Source organism: Antarctobacter sediminis, from assembly GCF_019218285.1.
GTDB lineage: Bacteria > Pseudomonadota > Alphaproteobacteria > Rhodobacterales > Rhodobacteraceae > Antarctobacter > Antarctobacter sediminis.
This window is the reverse complement of sequence record NZ_JAHUZG010000002.1, coordinates 500,777-514,858: the sequence shown is the minus strand read 5'-3', so window position 1 is coordinate 514,858 and position 14,082 is coordinate 500,777. Positions and strand designations below refer to the sequence as shown.

Genomic DNA, 14,082 nt, shown 5'->3' with positions numbered 1-14,082 from the left:
CGCAGTGCAAAGACTGAAACGCGCGCTCTGTCGGGAACGAAAGGACCGCCGCAAGGTTCGGTCAAACCTTGCGGCAGCGATTTTTTCCGGGGCCGGTTCTACTCGTCGAACTCTTCGATGATGGTTTCGACGGCGGCCTCAACGGCCAGCGCGATCTTGACCCGATGCTTCCATGCCAATTTCCCCAGCTTGGTCAGCCCGCCCCATAGATAGAGGACCTGAATGTCTTCATCGTCGACTTTCACATCGTCGCTGTCGGCGTTGAACTCCATGACGTCTTGGCGCAGCGCGTCGATGGAGGCGTCATAGGAGGTTGAAAACCGGATCGGCACGGAAGACTCGAAGCTGACTTTGGCCAGCCCGTTTTCCATTTCCTCAACGCGTGGATTGGCTTCGTCGGGGATCAGGATAACCCGGGTGTATCCCCTTTCCCGGACAATTGGATCGTCAGGGGTGGGAAGGGGAAGGGGGCTTGCCATGCAGGGGCAGTTTTCGGCGGTCACGCACAAACAGAAATAGTCCTGTATCGAAATACCTTCCTCGCCGCGTTCGGCCTTGCCCAGGATGCTGATAATATCGGCTTTGGCGGCAGGTGTGGTCGTCAGAAATGCAGCGCCACAAATTACTATCGAGATTAGTCGCTTGATTGGTGACATTGGACGGTCTCCAAGTTTGAATCCAAAGATAAGAAAGGGAGGTCTCGGCAAAACACCTCAAAGCGGGCCGGCTGAATCGCGCTCCACTTTGACGCGCCGACGTTACCACAATTTCACCCATAGGTGTAGGATGGCCTGTTTCCGGGGGCGCGGGTTTGGGCGATCGGAGCCCGGCAATGGTGGAAAGCTCTGGGCCGAATTGCCCCTGCCGCGAAGATTCATGCAGTAGGGCGTTGTCCGACACCTCCTTGCGCCTCCCCCCCTCCTTACCCTAGTAACATCCTGACACATCAGGAGGAGGCTCCATGCGCCGCGTCGTCGTCACCGGGCTCGGGATTGTCTCGAGCATCGGCAATAATGCCCAAGAGGTTCTTGCCTCGCTCAAGGCGGGCAAATCCGGGATCACTGCCAACGAGCAGATGAAGGAACATGGTTTTCGCAGCCAGATCGCCGGGGCCATTGACCTCAATGTGGCCGACCACGTGGACAAGCGCACGCTGCGTTTCATGGGGCCGGGCGCGGCCTATGCCTATATCGCCATGGGGCAGGCCATCGCGGACAGCGGTCTGGACGAAAGCGACATCGTGAACCCGCGCACCGGCCTTGTGGCCGGGTCCGGCGGGCCGTCGACCTCGGCCATGCTGACAGCGCATCAGACGGTGCTGAAGACTGGCGCGACCAAACGGGTCGGCCCCTTCGCGGTGCCCAAGGCCATGTGCTCGACCGTGTCGGCGAACCTTTCGACGGCCTACAAGATCAAGGGGATCAACTATTCGATCACCTCGGCCTGTTCGACCTCTCTGCATTGTATCGGCAACGCGGCCGAGCAGATCATGATGGGCAAACAGGACGTGATGTTCGCCGGTGGCGGCGAGGAACTGGATTGGACCCTGTCCTGCCTGTTCGACGCCATGGGCGCGATGTCGTCCAAGTACAACGACACCCCGGAACGGGCGAGCCGCGCCTTTGATGCGGATCGTGATGGGTTTGTCATCTCGGGCGGCGGCGGCATCGTCGTGCTCGAAGAGCTGGAGCACGCCCGCGCGCGCGGCGCCAAGATCTATGCCGAAGTGACCGGCTATGGCGCGACCTCGGACGGGGCGGACATGGTGGCCCCTTCGGGCGAAGGCGGTGAGCGGGCGATGCGGATCGCGCTGTCGACGCTGCCCGAGGGCCGTAAGGTCAGCTATATCAACGCGCATGGCACCTCGACTCCGGTGGGCGACGTGGGCGAGATCGAGGCCGTGCGCCGCGTGTTCGGTGACGGTTCGACACCGCCGGTCAGCTCGACCAAGTCGATGACCGGCCACAGCCAGGGCGCGACCGGCGCACAAGAGGCGATCTATTGCCTGCTGGCGTTGCAGAACGATTTCATCATCCCCTCGATCAACGTGGAAACGCTGGACCCCGCGCTGAAGCCCGCAGAGATCGCGACCTCGCTGGTGGAAAACGCGGGGCTGGATTCGGTGATGACGAACTCCTTTGGTTTTGGCGGCACCAACGGGTCGATGGTGCTGTCGCGATATGACGACTGACGCGGATAGGCTGGGATGATGATGAGTCTCGAAGGCAAGCGCGGGCTTGTGATGGGCGTGGCGAACGATCGTTCGATCGCCTGGGGAATTGCCAAGGCCTGCTACGAGGCCGGTGCAGAACTGGCCTTTTCCTATCAGGGCGAGGCATTTGGCAAGCGCGTGGAGCCGTTGGCGGCGAGCGTTGGGTCCGACCTGCTTGTGGATATGGACGTGACCGACGATGCCTCTCTTGATGCGGGTTTCGCCGCACTGGCAGAGCGTTGGGACCGTCTGGACTTTCTCGTCCATGCGATTGCCTATTCGGACAAGACAGAACTGACCGGGCGGTTCATCAACACCAGCCGGGCGAACTTCAAGAACTCGATGGATATCTCGGTCTATTCCTTCATCGAGGTGGCGCGGCGGGCGCATCCGATGATGACCGAAGGCGGCACCATGCTGACGCTGACCTATCTGGGCAGCCAGCGGGTGGTGCCGAATTACAATGTCATGGGCGTTGCCAAGGCGGCACTGGAGTCGACGACACGTTACCTGGCGAATGACCTTGGGCCGGAAGGCATCCGCGTCAACGCGATTTCCCCCGGTCCGATGAAAACGCTGGCCGGTGCGGCCATCGGCGGTGCGCGGCGGACCTACAAGCACACGGGCGCCAACGCGCCTCTGCGCTCGAACGCAACGCTGGAGGCGGTGGGCGGCACGGCGGTCTGGCTGGTCTCGGATGCCGGGGCCTGTACGACCGGTGAGGTCATCATGGTGGACGGCGGATATCACGTGGTCGGGATGCCGCAGTTGGAAAACCTGTAAGGAGATGGCGATGCGCGGCTTTGCAATTGCCCTGACCGCAAGTCTGGCCCTTGGAGGTTGCATGGAGGGCGCTGCCCCCGTGACGGGTGGGGGCGGAGGTCAAGGCGCACAGGCCCGCAAACTGTCGACCGGCATGTCGCCGGCACAGGCCGAAGCGGTCTTTGGCGTGGATGCCGGATACGAGCGCAATCCCGCGGACTGGGATGAGACATGCGTCAGCTATGTCTACGGAGCCGAAGGCAATTTGCGCTACGTGCATGCGATTTTCCGGGTGGATCGACTGGTCCGCGCGACCGATGGACATGGCGCGATCTGCACCTATGGCGGGCTTGTCGATCCCTCTGTCTGACCTCGTGTCAGAGGCTTTCGTTAACTGTTTGTAAACCATGTGAGGGATAGCTTCGGTCGCTAAACACGCGCCTGAGGACCTATCCCAAATGATGCAGATCAAACCGTCCAATTGGGCGGATTCTGTCCTGAAACCTGTTGTTCAGGAACTGAAATCTCATACCTCTCCGCCTGCGTTCGATAGCCTGACGCGCGTGGCGACGGCCATGTTCGACGTGCCGGTGGCGCTGATCTCGATCATCGACGAATTGCGCGACCGGCAGGTCTTTGCCAGCCAACTGGGGCTTGACGCCCCGTGGTCCGATCGCGGGGAAACGCCGCTGTCGCATTCTTTTTGCCAGCACGTCAAGAACAGCAATACGCCGCTGATCGTCAGCGATGCGCGCGAGCATCCGTTGGTATGCGAAAACCTCGCCATCCGCGATCTGAACGTGATCGCCTATCTTGGGCAGCCGGTTCATGATCCCGGGGGCAACCCGCTGGGCGCGCTATGCGTGATTGACGCCCGGCCACGGAAATGGTCGGCCCGGGATGAGGCGCTGTTGGGCGATTTGGCGGTCTGTGTCAGCGATGAGATCCGCTTGCGGTCGCACGTCCTGAAACAAGAGCAATTGTATCGCAGCCTTCAAGTGGCTCACGAACGCCTGAAACGCTATGCCGCCTTGAACGAATTGGTGGCGCAACCGGCTTTGGCACCCGGTCTGGATCTGCCATCCCGTCTGCGTGAACTGGTGCGGACAACGGTGCAGGCCTTTGGGTTTTCTGCGGGGCATCTGGCCTTGGTCGAGGGTGGGCAGGCGCGCATCCTTGCACGGATGTCTCCATCGGGCTTTCATCAGCCCGGCAAATGCATGCCGCTGGACAATACACTGGCAGGGCAGGTGATGCAGAGCGGGCGCATCCTAAGTCGTCACGCGGGCATGACGGCCGAGACACGGACCGACCTGACAGGCGCACCGGCCCGCGATTATGCCGCCGTCCCGATTCAAGACGCCCGCGGGCAGTCCATCGGGGTGATCGAACTGACGGGGCCGGACCTGCGGGCAACCCCTCTGGACGTGAACGACGAAACGGTTCTTGGCATTGCCAGCATGTTCGCTGCGATGCTGCTGGAGTTCAGCCCGTCAGACCGAGAGGGCGTGCCTGCCTGACGTGTAGGGGGCGGGTCAGAACCACTGGCCCGGTTCCATCAATCCCAAGTCCAGCAACTGCCGTGAATGCCATTCGAACGGTGTCGAGTTGTGCCAGCGAAAGCTCTGGATGTCGAAGGTCGAGCCAGGGTTCCGTTTCAACGCCTTGGCCGTGCGGAACGATGCGATGGCGGCCGTCAGGTTGTTATGCCACGGGCAGGCATAGGTGTTGTACTCTTCATCCGAAAAAGTGTGATCCTCGCGCAGGGTCAGACCGGGTTTGGCGCGAAAGATCGCGATCCGGTCAATCTTGCGCCGGTCTTCGGGCACATGTTCCTCGAACCGCCAACGCAGCCCGCCAAAGAAATTAAGCTGCCGTTCCTTCGGATGATTGTGATTGGCGGCATCCGGGCGGGCAAGCGCGTAGTATCCCGACCGGTCCATCCATGCGTCGTCAAGCGAAACAGCATCGGGGTGGCGGTCTAGGTCGCCGGCGTAGAGATCGACCACATAGGTCAGCATGGCGTCGCGCCGTTCCTCGGTGTGGAAGGTCAGCATCTCGCCGATGGTGCGGCTTTCGGAAAAGGGAAAAAAGAGGTACTCGGCATTGTAGCAGTAGTACAGCCATTGCCCGGTCGCATGGGGAATCACGGCGTTCACAGCGGTTTGCAGGGCGCCGTCCTCACGCATGTCATGGCCGACGTGGTGGATCTTGCCTTCCAGATCCGGGGGCAGGGCAAGCTCGCTATCCCCAAAAAGCACCACGGCCCGAAAACCACAGTGCCGATGATGGCGCAGCGTGGTGTCCAGCTCAGTCGCATCCTCGGCAAAGATCATCGCGACAGGCCCGCGTTTCAGCGCCTCTGCGCCTTGGGACAGGAATTGATCTAGGTCTGAATAGAACATGCTCGGCCTCTGGTGGGGCTTTTGCCCCAGAGTCGGTGAAAATCTGGTGCATTGCAAGATTGGGGGATTCTGGGGTATCCGCAGCCCTCGTACCACACAGGAGCGCGCGCCATGGCCCCGAAGAAGTTGTATATCAAGACCTACGGCTGCCAGATGAACGTCTATGACAGCGAGCGCATGGCAGAAGCCATGGGCGGTGAGGGCTATGAAACGACGGAACGGCCCGAAGACGCGGACATGATCCTGCTGAACACCTGCCACATCCGCGAAAAGGCGGCAGAAAAGGTTTACAGCGAACTGGGCCGCTACAAAGGCCTGAAGGCGGAAAAGCCGGACCTGAAAATCGGCGTGGCGGGTTGTGTGGCGCAAGCCGAGGGTGAAGAGATCATGCGGCGGCAGCCGATGGTGGACCTTGTGGTCGGGCCGCAAAGCTATCACCGCCTGCCGGAACTGACGGCGCGGACGCACAACGGCGCCAAGGCGCTGGACACGGATTTCCCCGAGGAAGACAAGTTCGAACACCTCAAGGCACGCCCCAAGGCCAAGCGCGGGCCGACGGCTTTCCTAACGGTGCAGGAGGGCTGTGACAAGTTCTGCGCCTTTTGCGTGGTACCCTATACGCGCGGTGCCGAAGTCAGCCGTCCGGCGGAACGTGTGTTGCGCGAAGCGCGCGATCTGGTCGAACGCGGCGTGCGCGAGATCACGCTCTTGGGTCAGAACGTGAACGCCTACCACGGCCACGACGGCGGGTTAGCCGGGTTGATCCATGCACTGGCCGAGATCGACGGGCTTGCGCGGATCCGGTTCACCACGTCGCATCCGAATGACATGGACGACGCCCTGATCGCGGCGCATGGCGAGTGCGAAAAGCTGATGCCCTATCTGCACCTGCCGGTGCAGGCGGGCTCGGACAAGATCCTGAAGCGGATGAACCGCCAGCACACGGCCGAGCAATATCTGCGCCTGATCGAACGGCTGCGCGCGGCACGGCCCGATCTGCATCTGTCGGGCGATTTCATCGTCGGGTTCCCCGAAGAGACCGAAGAGGATTTCAAGGCCACGATGGACCTGATCGAGGCGGTTCAGTACGGCTCGGCCTTTTCGTTCAAGTATTCAGAGCGCCCCGGCACCCCTGCGGCCGAACGCCCGCAGGTGCCCGAGGCAGAGAAGGATGACCGGTTGCAGCGGCTGCAAGCGCTGCTGACCCGCCAGCAGCGCAGCCTTCAGGACGCGATGGTCGGACGGGATGTCCACGTGCTGTTCGAAAAGCCCGGACGGATGCCCGGCCAGATGGTCGGAAAATCCGAGTATCTGCACGCGGTTCATGTCGAAAGCGACGGAATCGCCCCCGGTGATCTGGCCAGAGTCCGAATCGATTCCAGCGGGCCGAACTCGCTCAAGGGACGCCTGAACCCACTCTAACGACCGCTCCGAACCCTTTGTTTCAAAAAATAGGTTCGGATTATCCACAGTAAAACAAGGCGGTTGCGGGAACTGTTTCCGAATTTGGGACAGTATGCATAGCTTTTCTCTTCACAGGGAAGGCAACTTTGCTAATGTGTTGATTATAGTAAATTTGCGTGCGCCCGCTGCCAAAGGTGGCGCACGCATTCGGGGAAACTATAACCAAGGGACCAGGCTGTGGCGTATCGCATTTCCAAGGCCATCGGCGCGATGGCGCTTGCGGCTCTCGCTGGTCTGTCGGCCGCTGCGCCGGCAGCTGCCGAAGACGCGGGCAAAACACCTTTCATTTCTGCTCAGAACACCCGCACCATCAAGGGTGAGCAGTATATTCCGGGCATCTGGGTTGATCCCGATGGCTGTGAGCATTGGGTCATGGACGACGGTGTCGAGGGCTATATGAGCCCCCACGTGACCCGCAAGGGCATCCCGGTCTGCCGCCGCGCCAACACCTGCGGCGTGCTGAACACCGACCAGTATTTTGCGACCGACAGCTACCGGATCTCCAAGGCCGGTCAGGCCCGCATCGCGGAGTTCTTCCGCAGCGCCTCGGCCGTGGGCTATGTGATCGCCGGTCACACCGACAGCCGCGCGTCGGATGAATACAACATCAAGCTGAGCTACAACCGCGCGCTGGCCGTGGCCAAGGTCGCCCGTTCCGTTGGCGCCAATATCACCGATGTCCGCGGCTATGGCGAACGGATGCCGGTCGCCAAGAACAACACCGCGCAGGGCATGGCCAAGAACCGCCGTGTCGAAATTCTCTGCTTCCGTTGATCCAGAAGGGACCAAGACAATGAACTTTGTGAAACCGATCCTTCTGGTAGTTGCCGCCGTAGGTCTGTCGGCCTGCGATCCGGTCGGCCCGGACAAGAGCCGCGACCGTCAGTCCATCGACCGTGACGACCTGACCGGCATGAAGGCTGGCATCTGGGTCGATCCGAACGGCTGTGACCACTGGATCATCGACGACGGCGTCGAAGGCTATCTTTCGGCGCGTCTGGACAAATACGGCAAGCCGGTCTGTTCGGGCATTGCTCCGCCGACCATCGCCACCGGCGATTTCAAGGGCGGCTCGACCTCGGTCATCGGCGACCCTCTCTGATTTCCAACCCGTACAGGCACGACGGGAAAATGGGCCGCGCGGCATCTGCTGCGCGGTCTGTTTTTGTGGCACTTGCATGACATTCGATCACGAAGCGCGACCGAGACTTGCGCCCTGCCGTTGCCAAGTGCACCATATCTAGAAGAAACACGCGTCCGGATTCGGACGGCCCTGTGCAGGAGACGGGTTTGACAGCGGGCACCTTGACCGAAGCCATCCTTGAATTCCCCGACAACCGTTTGTTGATCGATCTCTGTGGCGAGTTCGACCGCAACCTGACCGATATAGAGGCCCGCACCGGGGTGCAAATCTTGCGCCGCGGCAATCAGCTGGCCGTGCATGGACCAGAGGATGCGGTCCCGGCGGCGGTCGAAGTGTTGCGCACGCTGTATGAACGGCTTGAACAGGGGCGCGAAGTGGGGCGGGGCGACATCGATCGCGCCTTTCGTCTTGAAGACATCGCGCCTGACGAGCAACTGGAGATGTTCAGCGGCGGCAAGGTCGAGATCAAGACACGCAAGAAGCTGATCGAGCCGCGCACCGACGCGCAAAAGGCCTATGTGCAGTCGCTCTTTGCCAATGAGATGGCTTTTGGCATCGGCCCGGCCGGGACGGGCAAGACCTATCTGGCCGTGGCGGTGGGCGTGAACATGCTGATCACCGGCGAGGTCGACAAGATCATCCTCTGCCGTCCTGCCGTCGAGGCGGGCGAGCGGTTGGGCTTTCTGCCCGGCACGCAAGAGGAAAAGGTCGATCCCTACATGCAGCCGCTGATGGACGCGCTGAATGATTTCCTGCCGGGCAAGCAGCTTGCCAAGATGCGCGAGGAAAAGACCGTGGAGATCGCGCCGTTGGCCTTCATGCGGGGGCGGACGCTGTCCAATGCCTTTGTCGTGCTGGACGAGGCGCAGAACGCCACCACCATGCAGATGAAGATGTTCCTGACCCGCCTTGGCGAAGGGTCGCGCATGGTCATCACCGGCGACCGCACGCAGATCGACTTGCCGCGCGGCGTGCCCTCGGGGCTGGCGGATGCGGAACGGCTCTTGGACAAGGTGCCGGGGATTTCCTTCAACTACTTCACGGGCAAGGACGTGGTGCGCCACCCACTGGTGGCCGCCATCATCGAAGCCTACGAGAAAGACGCGGAAAGCTGACCGCGCCGGGTGCGGATTGCGTAACATGGAGTGCCAGTGCCCAGACTTCGTCATTTCTTTGCCGTGATAACCGGTGGTCGCAGGCGAGGGGGCCAGATGCCCCCTGCACGGCCACCTGCCATTTCGGATCCTGACGAATACCGGGCGCTTTTGCGGGACAGGTTTGCACTATCCGAGGAGACAGCCGGCGCGGCCCTTTGTGCTGCGCAAGAGACCCTGCCACGGATGGTTCAGGTCTTGCAGATCGGTCTGCATCTGGATCAGGACGGGGAAGGCGGTTTTGACGTGTGGCTGCATGCGGTCGGGCCCGACCAGTTCGTCTTGAACAAGGCTATTGCGCCGTATCGGACGCTGTTTGAGGGGCGGTGTTTCGCCTTTGACGGCAAACTTGCCAATCTGCCGGGCTTTGATCCAGAAAACCTGCCATTCGATTTTCCCGCGATCATCGCGGATGAAGGCTTTGCATGGGCGGGTCGGCTTTGGGATCGGTTCGGGGACAAGGCGCTGGGCATCCCGGTCGAGGTCTTTGCCGAAAACGGCTGGACCGAAGAGTTGCGCCCTGCCTGCCGGTTGCATAAGGGACCGGGATGCTGACCGATACGATTTGCGAAGACGACCGCTGGCAAGAGGGCGGTTTGGAGCGACTTGCCGAAATGGCTGCTGTCGCGACCCTGACACATCTCGATCTGCCCGCCGCCGAGTATGAAATTGCGGTTCTGGGCTGTGACGACGCACGCATCGCGGTGCTGAATGGTGATTTCCGGGACAAGCCAAAGGCGACGAATGTCCTTAGCTGGCCGTCCGAAGATCTTGCTGCCGACGTGGATGGTGAGGTGCCCGACCGGCCCGAACCCGAGGATGAAGACCCGCACCACCTTGGCGATATTGCCCTGGCTTGGGAAACCTGTGCGCGGGAAGCCGCCGATCAGGGCAAGCCGATGGAGCAACATGTCACACATTTGGTGGTTCATGGTGTGTTACATCTGTTGGGCTATGACCATATGCGTGATGCAGACGCCACGCTGATGGAACGGCTTGAGGTCGAGATACTTGGCAATCTCGGTCTGCCGAACCCATATGGTGAGGATGAGAGCCCCGCGGGGGCGTGATGGAACGGAAAGATGGGCGATAGCGACGACTCGTCTATGGCAGCGCAGAGCGCGCCTGGGACGGGAGACATGAACGGACACGAGCCGCAACCGGGCTTTTGGCAACGGTTGCTTGGATTTGGTGGCAACGGGGAAGAGGACGACAGTGCCTCGGCATCCAGTGCGCCAAGAACGCCGGAGCGTCCGATACACGGGATGATCAACCTGCGCCGGATGAGGGTGGAGGATGTGGCCGTCCCAAAGGCCGATATCATCGCCGTGCCGAACACGATCACCAAGGATGACCTGGTCAGCGTGTTCCGCGAAAGCGGGCTGACGCGCCTGCCGGTCTACGAAGGGACGCTGGACACCCCGGTCGGCATGGCCCACCTGAAGGATTTTGCCCTTCAGCACGGCTTCAACGGCACCGGGGGGCGGTTTAACCTCAAACGCATGTTGCGCCCCCTGCTTTTTGTGCCGCCATCCATGCCGATCGGCGTGCTGCTGACAAAGATGCAGACAGAGCGGCGGCACATGGCGCTGGTGATCGATGAATACGGCGGCGTTGACGGGTTGGTGACCATCGAGGATCTGATCGAACAGGTCATCGGGGAAATCGCCGACGAACATGACACTGATGAGGACATGTTCTGGACCCGTGAAAAGACCGGATGCTACCTGGTGCAGGCCAAGACGCCGCTCACCGATTTCGAGGGCGAGCTTGGCTTGACGCTGACCGATCACGACACGATCGACGGCGAGGAGATCGACACTCTGGGCGGCCTTGTCTTTATGCTGGCGGGGCGTGTTCCGGCCCGAGGTGAGGTGGTCCCGCACCCGGTCGGGCTCGATTTCGAGGTCGTGGATGCCGATCCGCGGCGCATCAAGCGTCTGAGGGTGCGACCGTCGGGAACAACCCGGGCCGAGCAGGTCGTGACCACGGTCGCCACACCCGAACCGCCGGCGGCAAACCCGGAAGCCGGCCGTGCCTGAGATCGCGGCGGCCGGAAACGGCCGCGCAACTCTTCCGCTATGGACACGGATGCCCCTGTCTTTGGTCGCGGGCGCGATCATCGGGCTTGGGCAACCGCCTTACGACCTTTGGTTCTTGGCCTTTGGGGGCTATGTCGCAGCCTTCTGGCTGTTTCTGAGTTTTCCAGCGGGAATGCGGTCTGCCGGGATCGGCTGGGCCGTGGGGCTGGGCTATTTCGGCGTGTCGATGACATGGATCGTCGAGCCTTTTTTCGTTGATGCTGCGGCGACCGGATGGATGGCCCCCTTTGCCCTGATCGGTCTTGCCGGAGGGTTGGCGCTTTTCTGGGGGCTTGCCTTTCGGCTGTCGGCGTCGGCACGGTATCCGGCCCTGACACTGGTGTTGGCATGGACCGCGGCCGAATTGGCGCGGGCCTATGTTTTCACCGGATTTCCTTGGGCGTTGGTGTCTTATTTTTGGCTGCCGGTGCCGGTGATCCAATTGGTTTCGGTCATTGGCCCGCACGGTCTGACCTTTGCGACTTTGGGCGGCGCAGCCTTGTTTGCCGTGGCTCTGAGGGGCGGCGGTCGAAACACATTGGCCGCGGCGGGGGGCGTGGCCGTTCTGGCCGGGCTGTTCGGCGGCGGCGTGGTTCTGACTCCATCTGCACAGGACCTGTCACTACAGCCGGTTGTCCGCCTGGTTCAGCCCAATGCACCGCAGCATGAAAAATGGGACCCTGCCAAGATCCCCGTGTTCATGGAGCGCAAGCTGTCCTTTACCCGCGCGGCCCCGGCCGAAGGGCAGGACGCGCCGTCACTGGTGGTCTGGCCGGAAACCAGCGTGCCCAGCTTGCTGCATCGTGCCGGTCCGACGCTGGATCGCATTGCCGAAGCCGCAGGCGGTACGCCTGTTGTGCTCGGTGTCCAACGCGCCGATCAGGCCGGATATTACAATTCGCTGATCGTGCTGGCGCCGGGCGGTGGTGTGCAGGCCTTGTATGACAAGCACCATTTGGTGCCCTTTGGCGAATACATGCCTGCCGCAGCGCTGTTTGCGCGGTGGAACATTGCCGGTCTGGCCGCGCGTGCAGAGGGGGGCTACACGGCCGGTCCCGGTCCGCAGATCATTGATCTGGGCCCCTTGGGAACGGCTTTGCCCCTGATCTGTTACGAGGCAGTTTTTCCGCAGGATGTCGGCGGCGCGCCTCTGCGCCCCGCGATGATGGTCCAGATCACAAATGATGCGTGGTTCGGCACCTGGTCGGGGCCGTACCAGCATCTTGCCCAGGCGCGAATCCGTGCGATCGAACAGGGTCTGCCCATGCTGCGTGCGGCCAATACCGGGGTCTCTGCGGTGATCGACGGGGCAGGGCGCGTGCTGGGGTCGATTGCGCTGGGCGAGGCGGGGTATATCGATTCGCCCCTGCCGCCGCCGATGCGGCACACGGTCTACGCGCGCACCGGAGACAAACCTTTAGGATTTGTTCTGTTTCTGGCACTTCTGCTGGCTTGGGGGCTGTCCCGGTGGCGCAAAGACACAGAAGCCGATTGACCCGGAGCGCTCCGGGGAGTAGGCGAATTCGGATACAAAAACCCGTCACAACGGCTTCCTGGCGTGATGGTGGCATTCAATGGAGCACCTTACATGTCCCGACAGAACTATATTTTCACCTCCGAGTCCGTCTCGGAAGGGCACCCGGACAAGGTCTGCGATCGTATTTCCGATGCAATCCTTGACGCTTTCCTGGCCGAGGATCCGCTGGCGCGTGTTGCCTGCGAAACCTTTGCCACCACAAACCGCGTGGTTATCGGGGGTGAGGTGGGTCTGACCGATCAATCCAAGATGCCCGCCTTCATGGCCAGCATTCCCGACATCGCGCGGGCCTGCATCAAGGACATCGGTTACGAGCAGGACAAGTTTCACCACGAAACCTGCGAGATCACCAATCTGCTGCACGAACAGTCCGCGCATATCGCGCAGGGCGTAACGGGCGAGCAGGGCGACGAAGGTGCTGGCGATCAGGGCATCATGTTCGGCTACGCGACGAACGAAACCGAAGCACTGATGCCCGCGCCGATCCAGTTCAGCCATGCGATCCTGCGCCGTCTGGCCGAGGTCCGCAAGAACGGCACCGAACCCAAGCTGGGGCCGGACGCGAAATCGCAACTGTCGGTCCGCTACGAAGGCGGCAAGCCGGTTGGTGTGACCTCGATCGTGCTGTCGACCCAGCATCTTGACGAAAGTATGTCGAGCGATGACGTGCGCGCCCTTGTCGAGCCCTACATCCGCGAAACCCTGCCCGAGGGATGGATCACCGGTGAGACCGAATGGTGGGTCAACCCGACCGGCAAATTTGTCATTGGCGGGCCGGATGGCGACGCGGGACTGACCGGGCGCAAGATTATCGTCGACACCTATGGCGGTGCGGCTCCGCATGGGGGCGGGGCCTTTTCTGGCAAGGACCCGACCAAGGTGGACCGTTCGGCGGCCTATGTGGCGCGCTACCTTGCCAAGAACGTCGTGGCTGCCGGTATGGCCGAACGTTGCACTGTGCAGTTGTCCTATGCCATCGGCGTGGCCAAACCGCTGTCGATCTATGTCGACACCCACCAGACCGGCGAGGTTGAGGCACGCGACATCGAGGCGGCGATCCCCAAGGTCATCGACCTGACGCCGCGCGGCATCCGCACGCATCTGGAACTGAACAAGCCGATCTATTCGCGCACGGCGGCCTATGGTCACTTTGGTCGCGCGCCCGAGGCGGACGGCGGCTTTTCCTGGGAGCGTACCGATCTGGCAGAGGCGCTGAAGAAAGCGGTCTGACGGCCCGCCAACCTGAGATTTGTTTTAAGGGCGTCCTGTTTCCGGGACGCCCTTTTCCGTTTGAGGGGGGGCAGGGATTGCCCCTCGCCCCTT

General features: G+C 61.7%; 15 protein-coding genes and 1 riboswitch. Of the genes, 13 read left to right on the top strand and 2 right to left on the bottom strand.

Annotated elements, in window-relative coordinates; genetic code table 11:
* Positions 1 to 98: 98 nt before the first annotated feature.
* Positions 99 to 656: a hypothetical protein gene (locus KJP30_RS10330; RefSeq protein WP_218449055.1), complete on the bottom strand. Its 558-nt coding sequence runs from the start codon at positions 654 to 656 to the stop codon at positions 99 to 101.
* A 305-nt stretch (positions 657 to 961) separates the two neighbouring features.
* Between KJP30_RS10330 and fabB the strand changes: the two genes are divergently transcribed.
* The 4 genes from fabB (at position 962) to KJP30_RS10310 (ending at position 4,494) form a co-directional block, all read left to right on the top strand.
* Entirely contained in the window at positions 962 to 2,191 is a 1,230-nt protein-coding gene (gene fabB / locus KJP30_RS10325) for a beta-ketoacyl-ACP synthase I (protein ID WP_218449054.1), read from the top strand.
* 15 nt (positions 2,192 to 2,206) lie between these two features.
* Complete coding sequence (locus KJP30_RS10320; protein WP_218449053.1) at positions 2,207 to 2,995, top strand: enoyl-ACP reductase FabI; 789 nt, start codon at positions 2,207 to 2,209, stop codon at positions 2,993 to 2,995.
* A gap of 10 nt (positions 2,996 to 3,005) precedes the next feature.
* The gene (locus KJP30_RS10315; RefSeq protein ID WP_218449052.1) at positions 3,006 to 3,344 is read left to right on the top strand and encodes a hypothetical protein; all 339 of its coding nucleotides are present in this window, start codon (positions 3,006 to 3,008) and stop codon (positions 3,342 to 3,344) included.
* Between the two features lie 91 nt (positions 3,345 to 3,435).
* Positions 3,436 to 4,494 (top strand): GAF domain-containing protein, encoded by a 1,059-nt coding sequence (locus tag KJP30_RS10310; RefSeq protein ID WP_218449051.1) that lies wholly within the window; start codon positions 3,436 to 3,438, stop codon positions 4,492 to 4,494.
* A gap of 15 nt (positions 4,495 to 4,509) precedes the next feature.
* On the opposite strand, the gene KJP30_RS10305 is transcribed toward KJP30_RS10310, so the two are convergent.
* Positions 4,510 to 5,379: a glycosyltransferase family 2 protein gene (locus KJP30_RS10305; protein ID WP_218449050.1), complete on the bottom strand. Its 870-nt coding sequence runs from the start codon at positions 5,377 to 5,379 to the stop codon at positions 4,510 to 4,512.
* Positions 5,380 to 5,490: 111 nt separating this feature from the next.
* Between KJP30_RS10305 and miaB the strand changes: the two genes are divergently transcribed.
* From miaB to metK, 9 genes are all read left to right on the top strand, one after another.
* Positions 5,491 to 6,801 carry a tRNA (N6-isopentenyl adenosine(37)-C2)-methylthiotransferase MiaB gene (gene miaB, locus KJP30_RS10300; protein WP_218449049.1) on the top strand — a complete coding sequence of 437 codons (1,311 nt, stop codon included), beginning with the start codon at positions 5,491 to 5,493 and terminating at the stop codon, positions 6,799 to 6,801.
* 219 nt (positions 6,802 to 7,020) lie between these two features.
* A complete protein-coding gene (locus KJP30_RS10295) occupies positions 7,021 to 7,617 on the top strand; it encodes an OmpA family protein (protein ID WP_224874105.1) in 597 nt (198 codons plus the stop codon).
* A 19-nt stretch (positions 7,618 to 7,636) separates the two neighbouring features.
* Positions 7,637 to 7,945, top strand: a complete 309-nt coding sequence (locus tag KJP30_RS10290) for a hypothetical protein (RefSeq protein ID WP_218449048.1) — start codon at positions 7,637 to 7,639, stop codon at positions 7,943 to 7,945.
* 188 nt (positions 7,946 to 8,133) lie between these two features.
* Complete coding sequence (locus KJP30_RS10285; protein ID WP_218449047.1) at positions 8,134 to 9,102, top strand: PhoH family protein; 969 nt, start codon at positions 8,134 to 8,136, stop codon at positions 9,100 to 9,102.
* Between the two features lie 96 nt (positions 9,103 to 9,198).
* Entirely contained in the window at positions 9,199 to 9,696 is a 498-nt protein-coding gene (locus tag KJP30_RS10280; protein ID WP_218449046.1) for a DUF6389 family protein, read from the top strand.
* Positions 9,690 to 10,211 (top strand): rRNA maturation RNase YbeY, encoded by a 522-nt coding sequence (gene ybeY, locus KJP30_RS10275; RefSeq protein ID WP_218449045.1) that lies wholly within the window; start codon positions 9,690 to 9,692, stop codon positions 10,209 to 10,211. Before KJP30_RS10280 ends, ybeY begins: the two co-directional genes overlap by 7 nt.
* 12 nt (positions 10,212 to 10,223) lie before the next feature.
* Positions 10,224 to 11,183 carry a hemolysin family protein gene (locus KJP30_RS10270; RefSeq protein ID WP_218449044.1) on the top strand — a complete coding sequence of 320 codons (960 nt, stop codon included), beginning with the start codon at positions 10,224 to 10,226 and terminating at the stop codon, positions 11,181 to 11,183.
* Positions 11,184 to 11,232: 49 nt separating this feature from the next.
* Positions 11,233 to 12,717, top strand: a complete 1,485-nt coding sequence (gene lnt, locus KJP30_RS10265; protein ID WP_218449043.1) for an apolipoprotein N-acyltransferase — start codon at positions 11,233 to 11,235, stop codon at positions 12,715 to 12,717.
* Positions 12,718 to 12,756: 39 nt separating this feature from the next.
* Positions 12,757 to 12,804, top strand: a riboswitch (SAM-SAH riboswitch).
* A gap of 6 nt (positions 12,805 to 12,810) precedes the next feature.
* Positions 12,811 to 13,989, top strand: coding sequence for a methionine adenosyltransferase (metK, locus tag KJP30_RS10260; protein WP_218449042.1), 1,179 nt, complete (start codon positions 12,811 to 12,813; stop codon positions 13,987 to 13,989).
* Positions 13,990 to 14,082 lie beyond the last annotated feature (93 nt).